Annotated in this window: 10 protein-coding genes; 9 read left to right on the top strand and 1 reads right to left on the bottom strand. The window is 69.2% G+C overall.

The window, feature by feature from the left end; translation table 11 throughout:
• Window positions 1-14 precede the first annotated feature (14 nt).
• From DFO47_RS07825 to DFO47_RS07800, 6 genes are all read left to right on the top strand, one after another.
• Window positions 15-935, top strand: a complete 921-nt coding sequence (locus DFO47_RS07825) for an MBL fold metallo-hydrolase (protein ID WP_133831255.1) — start codon at window positions 15-17, stop codon at window positions 933-935.
• 65 nt (window positions 936-1000) lie between these two features.
• On the top strand, window positions 1001-3292 hold the full coding sequence (locus DFO47_RS07820; RefSeq protein WP_133831254.1) for an alpha-L-rhamnosidase: 2292 nt from the start codon (window positions 1001-1003) through the stop codon (window positions 3290-3292).
• A complete protein-coding gene (locus DFO47_RS07815; RefSeq protein WP_243835384.1) occupies window positions 3292-4251 on the top strand; it encodes a glycoside hydrolase family 43 protein in 960 nt (319 codons plus the stop codon). Before DFO47_RS07820 ends, DFO47_RS07815 begins: the two co-directional genes overlap by 1 nt.
• Window positions 4252-4310: 59 nt before the next feature.
• Window positions 4311-4775, top strand: coding sequence for a hypothetical protein (locus DFO47_RS07810; RefSeq protein WP_026265002.1), 465 nt, complete (start codon window positions 4311-4313; stop codon window positions 4773-4775).
• 68 nt (window positions 4776-4843) lie between these two features.
• Window positions 4844-7198: a glycoside hydrolase family 95 protein gene (locus DFO47_RS07805; protein ID WP_133831253.1), complete on the top strand. Its 2355-nt coding sequence runs from the start codon at window positions 4844-4846 to the stop codon at window positions 7196-7198.
• A gap of 84 nt (window positions 7199-7282) precedes the next feature.
• Entirely contained in the window at window positions 7283-8782 is a 1500-nt protein-coding gene (locus DFO47_RS07800) for a glycoside hydrolase family 43 protein (RefSeq protein ID WP_133831252.1), read from the top strand.
• A 23-nt stretch (window positions 8783-8805) separates the two neighbouring features.
• On the opposite strand, the gene DFO47_RS07795 is transcribed toward DFO47_RS07800, so the two are convergent.
• Entirely contained in the window at window positions 8806-9636 is an 831-nt protein-coding gene (locus DFO47_RS07795; protein ID WP_018763253.1) for an IclR family transcriptional regulator, read from the bottom strand.
• Between the two features lie 151 nt (window positions 9637-9787).
• On the opposite strand from DFO47_RS07795, the gene DFO47_RS07790 reads away from it, so the two are divergent.
• The 3 genes from DFO47_RS07790 to DFO47_RS07780 are packed head-to-tail and all read left to right on the top strand — an operon-like array spanning window position 9788 to window position 14471.
• A complete protein-coding gene (locus tag DFO47_RS07790; protein ID WP_133831251.1) occupies window positions 9788-12517 on the top strand; it encodes an alpha-L-rhamnosidase in 2730 nt (909 codons plus the stop codon).
• Complete coding sequence (locus tag DFO47_RS07785) at window positions 12514-13506, top strand: alpha/beta hydrolase (protein ID WP_133831250.1); 993 nt, start codon at window positions 12514-12516, stop codon at window positions 13504-13506. Before DFO47_RS07790 ends, DFO47_RS07785 begins: the two co-directional genes overlap by 4 nt.
• Window positions 13503-14471, top strand: coding sequence for an alpha/beta hydrolase (locus DFO47_RS07780; RefSeq protein WP_133831249.1), 969 nt, complete (start codon window positions 13503-13505; stop codon window positions 14469-14471). The genes DFO47_RS07785 and DFO47_RS07780 overlap by 4 nt, the downstream gene beginning before the upstream one ends.
• Window positions 14472-14608 lie beyond the last annotated feature (137 nt).

Below are 14608 nucleotides of genomic sequence, written 5' to 3'. Positions count from 1 at the left end.
GAAGTGGAGCCCTGATGACAGAGCAACGACAGCGGCCAGGCAGATCCAGCGACAGGATTGTCATGCTGGGAGTCAACGGCGGTCCCGTCGTGGGTCCCGACGAAGCCAAACCCGCCTTGGCACTGGTGGTCAATGACGCGGTGTATCTGGTGGACTGCGGGCTTGATACGTCACGACAGCTCGTCAGGGCCGGACTGGGATTCGCGGGCATTCGCCACGTGTTCATCACGCACCACCACCTGGACCACACTTCCGGGCTGCCGGGACTCCTGCTGCACGGGTGGACAGCACGGCCACCCCTGCCCGCCGTGAATCTCTGGGGCCCACCAGGGACCAAGCAGAAAGCAACGAACCTCCTCGCCGGCTTTGAGGACGACATCGCTCTGTTCGAGTCCGGCGGCGGCTTCGGTGCCTTCACGGCACCTGATGGCCATGACGTAGAGATCCCCCGGGACGGGAGCATCGTCCCTGTCATGGAGGACGCCAACGTCGGTGTTGATGCCACCCGGGTGTTCCACGGTCCGGAAGTGGCGAACGCCTACGCCTACCGGTTTACGGTCAAGAGCACAGGCAAGGTGGTGGTCTTTTCGGGTGACACGGCCGCCCATGACGCTAATCTTGCCGCCATCGCCAAGGGGTGTGATGTGCTCGTCCATGAAACGCAGGACAACAGCGCCATTGAGCGCATCGCAGCCGGGCTTCCCCACCCCCGTGGAGAGCAGCTGAAAAAGCATCTTTTCGAGGCACACTCCAGCGTCCTCGACCTGCCTGCTGTCGCCCATGCAGCGCGAGCCAAGAAGCTGGTCTTCAGCCACTACACGCCTGTTGCGCAACCGCCGTCCACCTGGCTTGCGATGGCGGTTCCAGCGGCCGAAGCCGTTAGCTACGAGGGAGAGATCATCGCCCCGAATGCACTGGACGTTATACCCCTCTAGCCCACCGCCAGGCTGTCACTGCCTGCACACCTGCAACCCGCTACACAGAACGGACCCCTTCTTCCATGACTTCCACTCCCTGGCTCGCCGCCATGATTTCGCCCGAGCAGGACTTCGACGGCGCCCCGCTGCTCCGCAAGGAATTTGCGCTCGAGGAGGGCCACGGCGGCGTGGCGAGGGCGACGCTGCGGGCCACTGCCTTCGGCGTCTATGAGGCGTTCATCAACGGCTCACCGGTGGCGGACGACGTCCTGAGCCCGGGCTGGAGCTCCTACGAGTGGCGGCTCCGCTACCGCAGCTACGACGTCACGTCCCTGGTGGCCCCCACCAGCGTGCTGGGGGTGGAACTGGGCAACGGCTGGTACCGCGGCCGGCTGGCCTGGCACGGCATGTCCAACCTCTACGGCAGTGAACTGGGGTTCTTCGGGCAGCTGGACATCGAGTTCGAGGACGGCCACGTCCAGTCGATCGCGTCGGACACCACCTGGCAGGCAGGCCCCTCCGCCACCACCTTCAACGACCTCTACGACGGGCAGACCATCGACGCGCGCCTTTATCAGAAGGGCTGGGCGGAGCCCGGCTATGTGCCCGGCGCTGGCTGGACGGGCGTGCGTGAACTGGCGTTCGACGGCGGCCGGCTCGCTCAGCCTGTCGGCCCGCCGGTGGTGCGTGCCGGCGTCATCCGTCCCGTGGAAATCTTCACCTCACCCGGCGGCCGGACACTGGTGGACTTCGGCCAGAACCTGGTGGGCTGGCTCCGGTTCACCGTTCGGGGCGAGGCCGGGCAGGCCATCACCGTCCGGCACGCCGAGGTGCTGGAAAACGGCGAACTCGGCGTCCGGCCCCTGCGGTCCGCGAAGGTCACGGACACGTTCATCCTCTCCGGCGGGGAAGACGTCTTTGAACCCACCAAGACCTTCCACGGCTTCCGCTACGCCGAAATCGCCGGCTGGCCGGGAACGCTGACCGCGGATGACGTCGAGGCCGTGGTGGTCCACTCCGACCTCGAGCGCACCGGCACCTTCGAATGCTCCAACGAACTCGTCAACCAGCTGCACCGCAACATCGTCTGGGGCCTCCGCGGGAACTTCCTGGACCTGCCCACCGACTGCCCGCAGCGCGATGAGCGCCTGGGCTGGACCGGCGACATAGCGGTCTTCGCCCCCACCGCCGCCTACCTGTACGACGTCAAGGGCTTCCTGCAGGACTGGCTGCTGGACCTCTCCGCCGAGCAAAAAGCGGCAAACGGCCTGGTACCCATCACCGTGCCCGATGCCCTGAAGTACTGCCCGCAACCGCCGGAATTCCCGGCCCCGGAATCCTCGGCGGTCTGGAGCGAAGCCTCCGTGTGGGTGCCGTGGGCACTCTGGGAGGCCTACGGGGACATCAGCGTGCTGCGGAACCAGTATGAGTCAATGGCCTCGCACACCCGCCGGGTGGAGGGGCTGCTCTCGCCCACCGGCCTGTGGGACTCCGGCTTCCAGTTCGGCGACTGGCTGGACCCGGACGCCGCGCCGGACCAGCCATGGGCGGCCAAGGCGGACACCGGCGTGGTGGCCACCGCCTGCATGTACCGCACCGCGCGCCTCACAGCGCAGGCTGCCGGGCTGCTGGGCAAGCACGACGACGAAGCGTACTTCGAGGCGCTCGCCGCCCGGGTGCGGACCGCCTTCGCTGAACACTACGTGACAGCCGGCGGCAGCATCCGCAGCGACTGCACCACCGTCTACGCGCTGGCCATCGCCTTCGGCATCCTGCCCACCCCGGAGCTGCGGGAATTCGCCGGGAACCGCCTGGCCGAACTCGTCAGGGCCAACAACTACCGCGTGTCCACCGGGTTCGCCGGCACCCCGTTCATCACCCACGCGCTGACGGACACCGGCCACGTGGACGAGGCCTACCGGCTGCTGCTTGAGGAGGGCTGCCCGTCCTGGCTGTACCCGGTGACGATGGGCGCCACCACGGTCTGGGAACGCTGGGATTCCATGCTCCCGGACGGCACCATCAACCCCGGTGAAATGACCAGCTTCAACCACTACGCCCTGGGCGCGGTGGCCGACTGGATGCACAAAGCCATCGGCGGCATCCGGCCGCTGGAACCCGGTTACGCCCGGGTGCTCATCGCCCCGCAGCCGGGGGAAGGGATCAGCTGGGCCAAAACCGCCCTGAAAACCCCGCACGGCGAGGTCCGGGTGGAATGGGTGCTCGACGGCGGTGCGTTCCGTCTGGAGGCGGCCGTCCCTGCCGGGGCGGCGGCCGACGTCGTGCTTCCGGACGGATCCCGGCACGCCATGGAGGGCGGGACGCGCCGCTTTGACTGCCCTGTTGCGGTGCGGGAACCGTCGGTGGCCCGCTGATGGGGGCCGCTGCCCGGGCGGAACCTGCCCTGCGCCTCGACGCCATCAGGATGCGGGACCCGTTCATCCTGGAGTCCGCTCCCGGCGGGTTCGTCCTGTTCGGGACCAGCGATGAAAATGTGTGGGGCGGACCGGCCACCGGCTTTGACTGCTACACCAGCGAGGACCTGGAACATTGGGATGGACCTTTTGCCGCCTTCCGGCCGCCGGCGGATTTCTGGGCGGACATCCAGTTCTGGGCTCCGGAGGTGTATTCGCTGGACGGGCGGTTCTTCATGTTTGCCACGCTCGCAACATCGTCCCGGGCCCGCCCTCGGGGCGTTGTGGTGCTCGTTGCCGATGCGGCGATCGGCCCTTACCGGCCGTGGAGCGACGGACCGGTCACCCCGGCCGCGCAGCCCTGCCTGGATGGAACACTCTACGTTGACGACGCCGGCGCCCGGTGGCTGGTCTACAGCCGCGGGGCGGAAGGGACGCAGGAGGAACCGGGGACCGCCGACGGCCACATGTGCGCGGTCCGCTTGGCCCATGATCTTCGCGCGGCCGTTGGTGAGCCGGTCCTGCTGTTCACGGCCTCCTCGGCCCCCTGGGCCAGGCCGCTGCGTCTCCCGGACGGTGCAGAACCTCCGCCGGCACTGAACCTTGCCAAGGACCCGCTGTTTACCGACGGGCCGTTCCTCCTCCGTTCACCACAAGGGTCACTGCTGATGCTGTGGTCCAGCCACGGCGAAGCCGGTTATGCCATGGGTATCGCCGAGTCAGCAGGGGGAACGCTGATGGGGCCATGGGTGCAGCAGGATGAACCCCTGTGGCCGGGCAACGGCGGGCATGGCATGGTCCTCCGCACCTCCGGCGGGCGCGACTACCTGGTCTTTCACGGGCCGAACGACACACCGAACGAACGGGTCCGGCTCACAGCTGCAAGAATCGACGGAAACAGCCTCCGCCTGTATCAGTGAGGTGCAGTGGAGGCGCTGATCTGCAACGATGTGGCACAAGACCATTCCCAGGAGGACTCATGCCGTACACCGTGGATTTCAAGAACGTGTCCACCGTTGGTTTGGAATCGTCGCCCGTTGCCGACGCGCTGGCCGGGCTGCGGGCCAACGAGGCACGTTACTACAAGAACAAATACGACCACGACTTCACCGTGGTCCCCGCGGACGAGGCGCCGGAAACGGTTGATTATGTCCACAACATCCTCTCCACCGAGCGGAACCTGGTGATCTCGTCCAAACCGCTCGAGGTGTCCTCCTTCGAAGTGGACGGGCTGCGGATGACGTACGTGTTCTATGAGTCCGGGCTGTCCATCAACGTCATGTACGGCATTGCGGAAGGCGGCAAGCGGGCGGTCGGGTTCAAACTCTCGGACGGCATGGACGTTCCGGAGGAACTGGCGTCCAGCTTCAAGTTCGCCCGCCAGAAGTCCAAGCTTGCGGGCACCATCCGCGGCTCCTACTTCGTCATCAAGGGCGAGTACTGAGCGCTGAAGCGGGGGCATCGCCTGGATCCGCGGGGCCGGTTGAAGCGCCGGGCACCGATCCCGCCCACGTGCTCTGGTACCGGGGCCCGGCGGAACGGTTCGTCGAGTCCCTGCCGGTAGGCAACGGACTCGCAGGGGCCACGGTTCGCGGCCTGGTGGGTGGCGAGCGCCTCCAACTCAATGAAGGTTCGGCGTGGTCCGGGCCAACCAGCCGGTCCGCACCGGCACTGGACCCATCCGCCGGACCGGCCACGCTCCACGCTGTCCGTTCGGCGGTGGATGCCGGGGATGTGCGGCGGGCGGAAGAGCTGCTGCTGGCATTCCAGGGCACTCATTCGCAGGCATACCTGCCGTTCGCTGTCCTGGCCGTGGACGTTGCCGGGTCCGCCGCAGCTGTTGACGGTGGGCCCGCCCGGTGGCTCGACCTCAGGACCGGTACCGCGGGGCACCGATACGTGGTTGACGGCGCCGAGGTCCGGCACCGGACCTTCGCCTCCCACCCGGACGCCGTCATCATCCACGAGATCACCGCCGACGCTCCCATCACCGTCCGGATCGCGTTGCACCCCGACGGCATCCGGCCCCTTGGACAGGACGCCGCAGAGCATGAGTGGGGGAACGAGCTCCGCCTGCGGGTGCTGCTGCCCAGCGACGTGGCGCCCGCCTTTGAGCGGACTGCCGAGCATATCCATTACGACGGCGACTCCCGCGCCGGAGCAGTCCATGCCGGCATCGCCACGGACGGGGCTGCGGACCTCACCACGGGGGTCCTCGCGGTCACGGGCGCACGTTCCGTGCGGCTGGCCATTGCCACCGGAACGGTGCTGGCCCGTCCGCACGCCGGCCGGCACGCGAACACCGCCGGTTCCCCTGGCGACCTTGCCGTGCTCCTCACCGGCCGGGTGGCGCGGGCCCTCCAGGACTCCGCGGAGGCCGTGCTGGAACGCCACCTGGCCGACCACGCCGGGCTTTACGGCAGGGTCCGCCTGGGTCTCGGCCCGGACGCCGGCGCAGGCTCCGGTCCGGGGAAGCCAACGGACCAGCGCATCCGCGACTTCGAAGTGGACAAGACCGATACCGCACTGATCTCCCTCCTGTTCCACTACGGCCGGTACCTGTTGATTGCCTCCTCCCGCGCCGGTGGGTTCCCGGCCAACCTCCAAGGCATCTGGAACGAGGAACTGCCGCCACCGTGGAGCAGCAACTACACCGTGAACATCAACACGGAAATGAACTATTGGCCGGCACTGCCCGCCAACCTCGCCGAATGCCACGAACCACTGCTGCAGCTGGTGGACACGCTTGCCCGCACCGGCCCGGCCGCTGCCGCCCTGTACGGTGCGCGGGGATGGGCGGTCCACCACAACACGGATCCCTGGGGCTACCCGTTTGCCGCCGGCGCCGGCGAAGGCGACTCCATGTGGGCCAGCTGGGCCATGGGAGGCACCTGGCTGGTCCAGTCAGCCTGGCAGCACTACGCCTACACCGGGGATGCCGGCCGGTTGCGGGCTTCCTGGCCGGCCATCGAAGGGGCATGCCTCTTCGCACTGGACTGGATCATTGGGGATACGGAGACCGGAACGCACACGTCACCGTCCACCTCTCCCGAGAACCAGTACGTCGCCCCGGACGGTGAGCCGGCGTCGGTGAGCCGGTCCTCCACCATGGATGTTTCCCTCCTCCGCGGGCTCCTCGATGCGGCACGGCACGCCGCCGCAGCCTTGGCGGAGGACCCACCTTGGCTGGCGGACCTCGCGGACAAGGTGCACGCCCTTCCCGGGCCGGCCATCGGTGACCGGGGAGAAATCCGGGAATGGTCCTTTCCGGCCACTGAGCATGCACCGGACCACCGGCACACCTCCCACCTGGCGGCCGTCTATCCCCTGCGGCAGTGGAACCCGGAGGCCACGCCGGAGCTCGCCTCCGCCGCTGCCAGGACCCTGGAACTCCGCGGCCCCGAGTCCACCGGCTGGGCCATGGCCTGGCGCATCGCCCTTTGGGCCCGGCTTGGCAACGCGGCAAAAGCTGAGGAGAGCCTGAACCTGGCACTCCGGGCGGCGGGGGAGGGCTTCGACGGGCGCGGCGGGGTCTATCCCAACCTCTTCACCGCCCACCCGCCGTTCCAGATCGATGCGAACTTCGGTGCCACCGCCGGCATCGCCGAGATGCTGCTCCAGTCGGACCCGGCCGCCATCCGGCTGCTGCCGGCACTGCCGGAATCATGGCGCGAGGGATCGGTGACCGGCATGCGGGCGGTGGGTGGAATCGAGGTGGACATCCGCTGGTCCGGGGGCGTCCTGGACAGCGCCGTGCTGCGGTCTGCCGCGCCTGTCCACCGGGAGGTCAGCTGGAACGGCCACCGGACCACCGTGCGCCTGTCCGGCATCCAGGATGTTGAGCTCCGCCGCGGCAACTTCGCGTAGCGGCCCGCGCCGCCGGCCCGGAACGCGTTTCAACGAATGAAATAAGGCCACACGCTGGGCCGGGCGAGGCGAAAGGATGGCTGGATGCACTCCAACCCCATCCTTCCCGGCTTCAACCCGGACCCGACCATTGTCAGTACCCCGGACGGCTACTACGTGGTGACGTCATCGTTCGAATACCTCCCCGGACTGCCGGTTTATCACAGCCAGGACCTGCAAAGCTGGGAGCTGATCGGGCATGTGGCCACGAGTGAGGAGCAGGTCCACGTTGCCAACGTCCCGACGCCCGGAGGGGTCTGGGCGCCGACGCTCCGGTACCGGGACGGCGTGTTCCACCTGATCGTTTCGGTCTTCCTCGGGGGCCGCGGCTGCGTGCTGTTCACTGCCACAGACCCCGCCGGCCCCTGGAGCGACGGGATTGTCACCGACGCGGTGGACGGCATTGACCCGGACCTCGCCTGGGATGAGGACGGAACCGCGTACGTGACCTTCGCCCGGCACCCGGACGCGATCCAGCAGGTCCGCGTGGACCTGGAGACCGGGACGGCCCTGGAGGAGCCCAGGCCGCTCTGGCAGGGCAGCGGACTCTACTCGCCTGAGGGTCCGCACCTCTACCGGCGCGGCCACTGGTGGTACCTGCTGGCGGCCGAGGGCGGGACGGACAGGGGCCATGCCGTCACCGTGGCCCGTTCGCGCCAGCCGGACGGACCCTTCGAGGCGGCGCCGCACAACCCCATCCTCACCGCGGCCGGTACGGGCTCGCCCATCCAGAACACCGGGCACGCAGACCTGGTGGAGCTTCCCGACGGCGGCACCGCCATGGTGCTGCTGGGCGTCCGTCCGGTGGGCCTCACCCAGGCGTTTTCCCCGCTGGGCCGCGAAACCTTCCTGACCACGGTGGACTGGGTTGACGGCTGGCCGTACGCGAGCCTGCCGGTGCCGTCCGCTGTCCTGCCGGAACGGGCCGGGTATGACTTCACCGCGGGTGCCGGCCTGGACCACCTGCACTGGATTGGAGTCCGGCGGACACCATCGGACTTCACCACGCCAACGGACGGCGGGCTGGTCATCAGTGGAGACGGGAACACCCTTGACGCGCCCCAGCCCGCCTTCGTCGGGCAGCGTCAGCGCCACCTCGGCATCGAAGTGCGGGCCGTCCTGGACGTCACCGGCGGGAGCGGCGGCATCGCCGTGCGCAATGCGGAGGACAACTGGTTCGGCGTTGAAGCCGGCAGCAGCAGCGCAGGTGTGACGGTCACCGCGCGGGCCGTCGTCGCAGGCTTTGACCGTACTTGGGAGGCAACGCTCCCGCACGGTGACGTTGAACTGGCGATCCTGGCCGAGCCGCCGTCGCGCGATTTCACGGCCGGGGCCGTGGGCGGCGACAGGATCCGCCTCCTCGCCCGGCCTGCGGCACCTGATGCTGCCCCGGATGGCCGTGCCGGCGAGGTGCTGCTCACCGAACTGGACGGCAGGCACTGGGCGTTTGAAACCGCCAAGGCGTTTACCGGGCGGGCCTTCGGCGCCTACGCCGTGGAAGGAGACGTCGTGGTTCGCCGCCTGGACTATTGCGGCAAGGACTGAGGCGGCCAGGACTGACGCGGCCGTTACCCCTGGGAGTGCGTCCTGACGTCCGCGCTTGCCTGTGCTTGGAAGCCGAGGTTGCGGGACACCGCCCTGGCGGCGGCGCGGACCGCCGGGGCCAGGACGTTCGGCGGCGTGGAGCCGTCCGGAACCACGATGGACAGGGACGCCACCACGGCACCCTGGGCGTCGAAGATGGGCGATGCCACGGACACGGTCCGGGAGGGCAGGCTGCGGCGGATCATGGCGATGCCGGTCCGCCGCACATCGGACAAGGTCCGGCGCAGCTGGCCCTCGGGCATCTCGGATACGCCGGGTTCGATCTCCGGCGGCCGCTTCAGGATGGTTTCCTGGAACTGCTGGTCCGCTCCGGCCAGGAGCACCAGGCCGATGGCCGTGGACCGGAGCGGTGCCCGGCCGCCCACCCGGTACGCCACCTCGGTGGCGTCCTTCGCGGACAGCCGCTCGATCAGCACCGCCTGCTCGTTGTCCCGCACCGCCAGCAGGACGTGGTGCCGGGTGACCTCGAAGAGGTCCTCAAGGTAGGGGAGCGCGATCTCCCGCACCCCGTGCCCGCGCGGCGACAGGGACGCGACCTCCCACAGCCGGACCCCCACCACATAGCGGCCGTCGTCCAGCCGTTCCAATGCACCCCACGCCACCAGCCGGGCGATCAGCCGCAGCGCCGTGGGCGCCGGCATCTCCGCGTACCGGGCCAACTCGGACAGGGTCAGTGCCCGGCGCCGGTCCGAGAAGACGGCGAGCAGGCTCAGCGCCCGGTCAATGACCGGTTCGCCCTGTTTCGGCCGCTTGCCGCGGGCCGGCGGGGTATCCGTTTCCGGGGTGGCAGTCATGGCAGTGGTTCCTCGCGCCGTGGATCGTTGCGGTGGCCCGCAGTGAGCTGAACCACAATACTATTCCAACCATTGAAAGCACCCTGTGGGGGACCGGTGGCGGCATACGAAGCTGGAACTCCCAGCAACAGCACTCCAGGAGTCCCGCCGCATGACCGCCCCCACCCGGCTTCGGGCCGAACACCTGTCCGAGGCGATGGGCCTGACCATCCGCGAACCCCGGCTCAGCTGGACACCGCCCGCCGGAGCCGTCCGCCAGGCCGCCTACCGGATCACCGCCGGCAACGGCTGGGATACCGGCAGGGTGGATTCGGCTGAAAGCGGCGGCATCCCCTACAGCGGCCCCGCGCTGGACTCCCGCAGCCGGTTCGAGTGGCGGGCCCGCACCTGGAACATCGACCCCGCCGGCACCGAAACGGCCAGCGGCTGGTCCGAACCGATGTCCGTAGAGCTCGGCCTCCTGCACGCCTCCGACTGGACGGCGCAGTGGATCGGGCCCGGCGATGAGGACGTCCCCGCCCCCGGGGAGCGGCCCGGCTGGGCCCTCACAAAAACCTTCACCCTGCAGACCGCCCCGGAGCAGGCCCGCGCCTACGCCACTGCCCACGGCATCTACGAGCTCTTCATCAACGGCCGCCGCGTCGGAGACCAGCAGCTCACTCCCGGCTCCACCAGCTACAACACCACCCTCCAGGTCCAGGCCCACGACGTCACCGGCCTGCTCCGCGAAGGCGTCAACACCATCCGCGCCGTCCTCACCGACGGCTGGTACCGCGGCAGCTTCGGCTACACGCGCGACGCCGACATGTACGGCACGCACACGGCCCTCCTGGCGCAGCTCGAGCTGGAGTCCGGGGCGGGCAGGCAGGTCATCGGCACGGACGCGACGTGGCAGGTGACCGCTACGGAGATCACCAGCGCGGACCTCATGGCAGGCCAGCGCGTCGATTTTCGAACGAACGACGCCGGCCGCGCACCTTCCGGAGGCGCGACGCCAGGGCCACGTCCCGCCGTCGTCCGTCCCGGCAGCGTGGACGCCCTGTCCGGACCCCTCGCCCCGCCCACCCGGGTCACCCGGGAACTCACCCCCGTTTCCATCACGCGCCTTCCAAGCGGCAGCCAGGTGGTGGACTTCGGCCAGAACATCCACGGCTGGATCCGCCTCACCCAGCTGGGGGCGCCGGGCGACATCGTCACGCTGGAATACGCCGAGGCGCTCGGCGGTGACGGCGACGTCACCCGGGACCACCTGCGCCCGCATGATTTCCGCTCACCTGGGGCGTTCCTCGACGCCGGCCAGGTGGACACGGTCATCTCCTCCGGCGCGCCCGGCGAGGTCTTCGAACCCCGCCACACCACCCATGGCTTCCAGTACGTGTCCGTGCAGGGCCTTCGCCGGGACCTGCATCCCGAGGACGTCACCGGCTGCCTGGTCCGGACGGACCTGGAACGCATCGGCACCTTCCGGTGCAGCGACGAGCGGCTGAACACGCTCCACGACATCGCGGAATGGAGCTTCCTGGGAAACTCCTGCGAAGTCCCTACCGATTGTCCCCAGCGCGAGAAAGCCGGCTGGACCGGAGACTGGCAGCTGTTCGTCCCCGCCGCCGCCTACCTGTACGACGTCACCGGGTTCTCCCGCAAGTGGCTGCGGGACGTCCGGGCGGACCAATGGGAGAACGGCGTCATCGCCAACATTTCACCGTCGGCCGGCCCCGCCGTCACCTCGGCCGACTTCATGGGCTTCACCAACGGCTCCGCCGGCTGGGGCGACGCAATCGTCATGGTGCCGTGGGAGCTCTACCTGGCCACCGGTGACGCCTCGATCCTGGCCGAAAACTTTGACGCGATGAAGCGCTGGCTCGGCTTCGTCCGGACCTCCGCCGAAACCCAGCGGCACCCCGCCAGGGCCGCCGCGCACCCCACCCCGGCACCGCACGAACAATACCTGTGGGACACGGGCTTCCATTTCGGCGAATGGATGGAACCGGACGGTCCCGAGCCGGACCTCTTCGCCGCCCGCAGCGCCGACAACGGCATCGTGGCCACCGCCTACTACCGCCACACCACGGACCTGATGGCACGCATCGCCAGCGTTTTGGGGCGCCACGACGAGGCGGCCGAGCTGGCAGAACTCTCGGGCCGGATCCGGGACGCCTGGGAAACGGAATACCTCGGACCGGACGGCCACGTCACCCAACCGAGCCAGGCCAACTGCGTCCGCGCCCTGGCCTTCGGCCTGGTCGGCCCCGACCGCCGTGCCGGGGTCACCGCGCAGCTGGCGGAGCTGATCCGGGACGCCGGCACGCACCTGGGCACGGGCTTCCTGGCCACGCCCTACCTGCTCCCCGCCCTTGCCGACAACGGTGAACTGGACCTGGCCTACAAGCTGCTCATGCAGGACACTGAACCGTCCTGGCTGGCCATTGTGGACCGCGGCGCCACCACCGTGTGGGAGCTGTGGAACGGTATCGACGCCGCCGGCACCGCACACCAGTCCCTCAACCACTACAGCAAGGGTGCCGTGGTGACCTTCCTGCACCGGTATACGGCCGGGCTGCGCCAGGCACCGGGAAGCGCCGGCTGGGAACGGATCATCATCGAGCCACGCCCCGGCGCCGGGCTGGCCTCCGCCTCCACGTCCCACCTGGGGCCGCGCGGCCTGATCCAGGTGGAGTGGGCCGTGGCGGAGGGGGCAGCGTCCCCGGGGAAACAGCACGACGCCGGGCTGACGCTCACTGCCACGATCCCCGCCGGCACCACCGCGGAGGTGCTGCTGCCCGGCGAACCGGCCGTCGTCGTCGGGCCGGGAACCCATACTTTCGTTGCCGCCACCGGTGGGGACGCTGCCAAACCCGAACTGATAAGGAGCACACTATGACAGTGGAAGACGCTACCGGCATACTCGACCCCGCCCGTCCTGACGTTTCCCGGCCGGGCGCCAGGGACGTTCCGGCGTTCCCCGTCTTTGACGCGCCCGGAACACCGGAGCAGGTCTCGGACGTGTCCGCCGTGCACCGGGAAATCACGTATGCCCGGGCCATGGGGTTCCGGCCGCTGAAGCTGGACATCTGGCTGCCGCGCCAGGCGTCCGGCCCCACGCCGCTGGTGCTCTGGGTGCACGGTGGCGCCTTCCAGCTGGGCGACCGCCGGGAACTGCCGCCCACGTTCGCACCCAACTCGGTGTTCCGGCTGCTCAACGAGGCCGGCATCGCCTGTGCCACCGCTGACTACCGGCACTCCCTTGAGGCACCCTTCCCCGCCCAGCTCCACGACCTCAAAGCCGCCGTCCGGTACCTGCGCGAATTTGCCGCAGAGCTGAACGTCGACCCGGACCGGTTCGGCGCCTGGGGTGAATCTGCCGGCGGCCACCTGGTGGCCCTCCTTGGACTGACCGGCAACCACGGCGGCCTTGAAGGCGGACTTGGTGCGCAAGGGCACTCCAGTGGCGTCAGCGCCGTCGTCGACTTTTACGGTGTTTCCTCGCTGGTGGACATCCCTCCCATGTCCATGCCTGAGGGCCTTTTTCCCGCTGCCCTGACCGCGGCGGTGCCGCCGGGCATGTCCCTGCAGCCTGAGTACATGCTGGTGGGCGGCTCGGATGATCCGGAGCTGCTGGCTGCGGCCAGCCCGGTCAGCTACGTGGACGCCGGCGCCGCACCGTTCCTCCTGGTCCACGGTGACTCCGACGGGCTGGTGCCGCATTCGCAGACCGACCTGCTGGCCGCCGCGCTCGCCGAGGCGGGGGTGGAGCATGAGGTGGTGACCATCGAGGGCGCCGACCACTGCTTCTTCGGCGCTGAGGACAGGATGGCGGACATCCTCGACTCTGCCGTCCGCTACTTCTCCAGGAAGCTGGGCACGCCATGACACCACGGACAGAGCCGACGGCGGTTGCCGCGGAGGCTCCCACGGCCGGCGGCCCGGGGGGAACCGCCGACGGTTTCGCCGAATACCTTGCCAGCCCTGAAGGCCCGCGGTTCCTGAATCCTGACGCCGTCCGGACGCCTGGCCCCGACGTCCCCATCCACACGGTCACTGCGGACGGGCGGCACGGGCCGGTGGCGCTTCGGATCTACGGCGAAGCATCCGGAACCGGCAGCCCGGCCCTGGTGTGGCTGCACGGCGGCGGTTTCGTCAGCGGCAGCGTGGACATTCCCGAATCTGATTACCTGGCCCGGGTGCTTGCGGACCGGGGGACGCCGGTGCTGTCCGTTGACTACCGGCTGGCACGGGACGGGGTCTCCTACCCCATTCCGCATGACGATGCCCTGACCGGATGGTTCTGGGCGCGGAAGAACGCCGCAGCCCTGGGGCTGGATCCGGACCTGCTCTGTTTGGGCGGTGCCGGTGCCGGCGGCAACCTGGCCGTGGGCGCCGCGCTCTACCTGATTGACGCGGGCAAGCCGCTGCCGGCCAAGCTCCTGCTGGCCTACCCCTTCCTTCATGCCGAACTCCCGCCGCCGGCCGGCGGCCTGGACGAGGCGGTCATGGCCGGCCTGCCCCGGCATTTACGGTTCACCCTGGAGGACTGCATCCGCACGGCGGAGAACTACGTGGGCGGACCTGTCAGCATGGCGCCGTCCTATGCGATGCCCGGGTATGCCGATCCCGCTGGGCTTCCGCCCACAGCGCTCCTGGCCTGCGAATACGACGACGCCCGCGGCTCGACCGAGCTTTTTGCTTCCTCGTTGGAGCGGGCCGGGGTTCCGGTGTCTCCCTTCCTGGCCCGGGGTGCCGTCCACGGCCACCTCAACCACACGGCGGGGCTTCCCGAGGGGCAGCCCGCCCTGGACTTCCTGGCCCGGGAACTGGCGGCGGTTCGGGCGGCATAGGCGGTGAGGTCCTACGCCCTGACCCGGAAATTCACGGGGGAGGAGTTCCGGCGGCAGGCCGGGGTCCTCCCAGGGGAACGCCCGCCACGCGTCAATGACCCCGGTCCGCAGCCAGAAGGCCTCTTCGCCGCTGAGCT

The organism is Arthrobacter sp. AG258, from assembly GCF_004364695.1.
Taxonomy (GTDB): domain Bacteria; phylum Actinomycetota; class Actinomycetes; order Actinomycetales; family Micrococcaceae; genus Arthrobacter.
This window is presented reverse-complemented; position numbering and strand designations above follow the sequence as displayed.

What these genes read in the sequence shown, in the direction of transcription:
- DFO47_RS07785 (WP_133831250.1), top strand. Translation starts at nt 12,514, where the DNA reads ATGACAGTGGAAGACGCTACCGGCATACTCGACCCCGCCCGTCCTGAC.
- DFO47_RS07825 (WP_133831255.1), top strand. Translation starts at nt 15, where the DNA reads ATGACAGAGCAACGACAGCGGCCAGGCAGATCCAGCGACAGGATTGTC.
- DFO47_RS07810 (WP_026265002.1), top strand. Translation starts at nt 4,311, where the DNA reads ATGCCGTACACCGTGGATTTCAAGAACGTGTCCACCGTTGGTTTGGAA.
- DFO47_RS07800 (WP_133831252.1), top strand. Translation starts at nt 7,283, where the DNA reads ATGCACTCCAACCCCATCCTTCCCGGCTTCAACCCGGACCCGACCATT.
- DFO47_RS07790 (WP_133831251.1), top strand. Translation starts at nt 9,788, where the DNA reads ATGACCGCCCCCACCCGGCTTCGGGCCGAACACCTGTCCGAGGCGATG.
- DFO47_RS07820 (WP_133831254.1), top strand. Translation starts at nt 1,001, where the DNA reads ATGACTTCCACTCCCTGGCTCGCCGCCATGATTTCGCCCGAGCAGGAC.
- DFO47_RS07780 (WP_133831249.1), top strand. Translation starts at nt 13,503, where the DNA reads ATGACACCACGGACAGAGCCGACGGCGGTTGCCGCGGAGGCTCCCACG.
- DFO47_RS07795 (WP_018763253.1), bottom strand. Translation starts at nt 9,636, where the DNA reads ATGACTGCCACCCCGGAAACGGATACCCCGCCGGCCCGCGGCAAGCGG.
- DFO47_RS07815 (WP_243835384.1), top strand. Translation starts at nt 3,292, where the DNA reads ATGGGGGCCGCTGCCCGGGCGGAACCTGCCCTGCGCCTCGACGCCATC.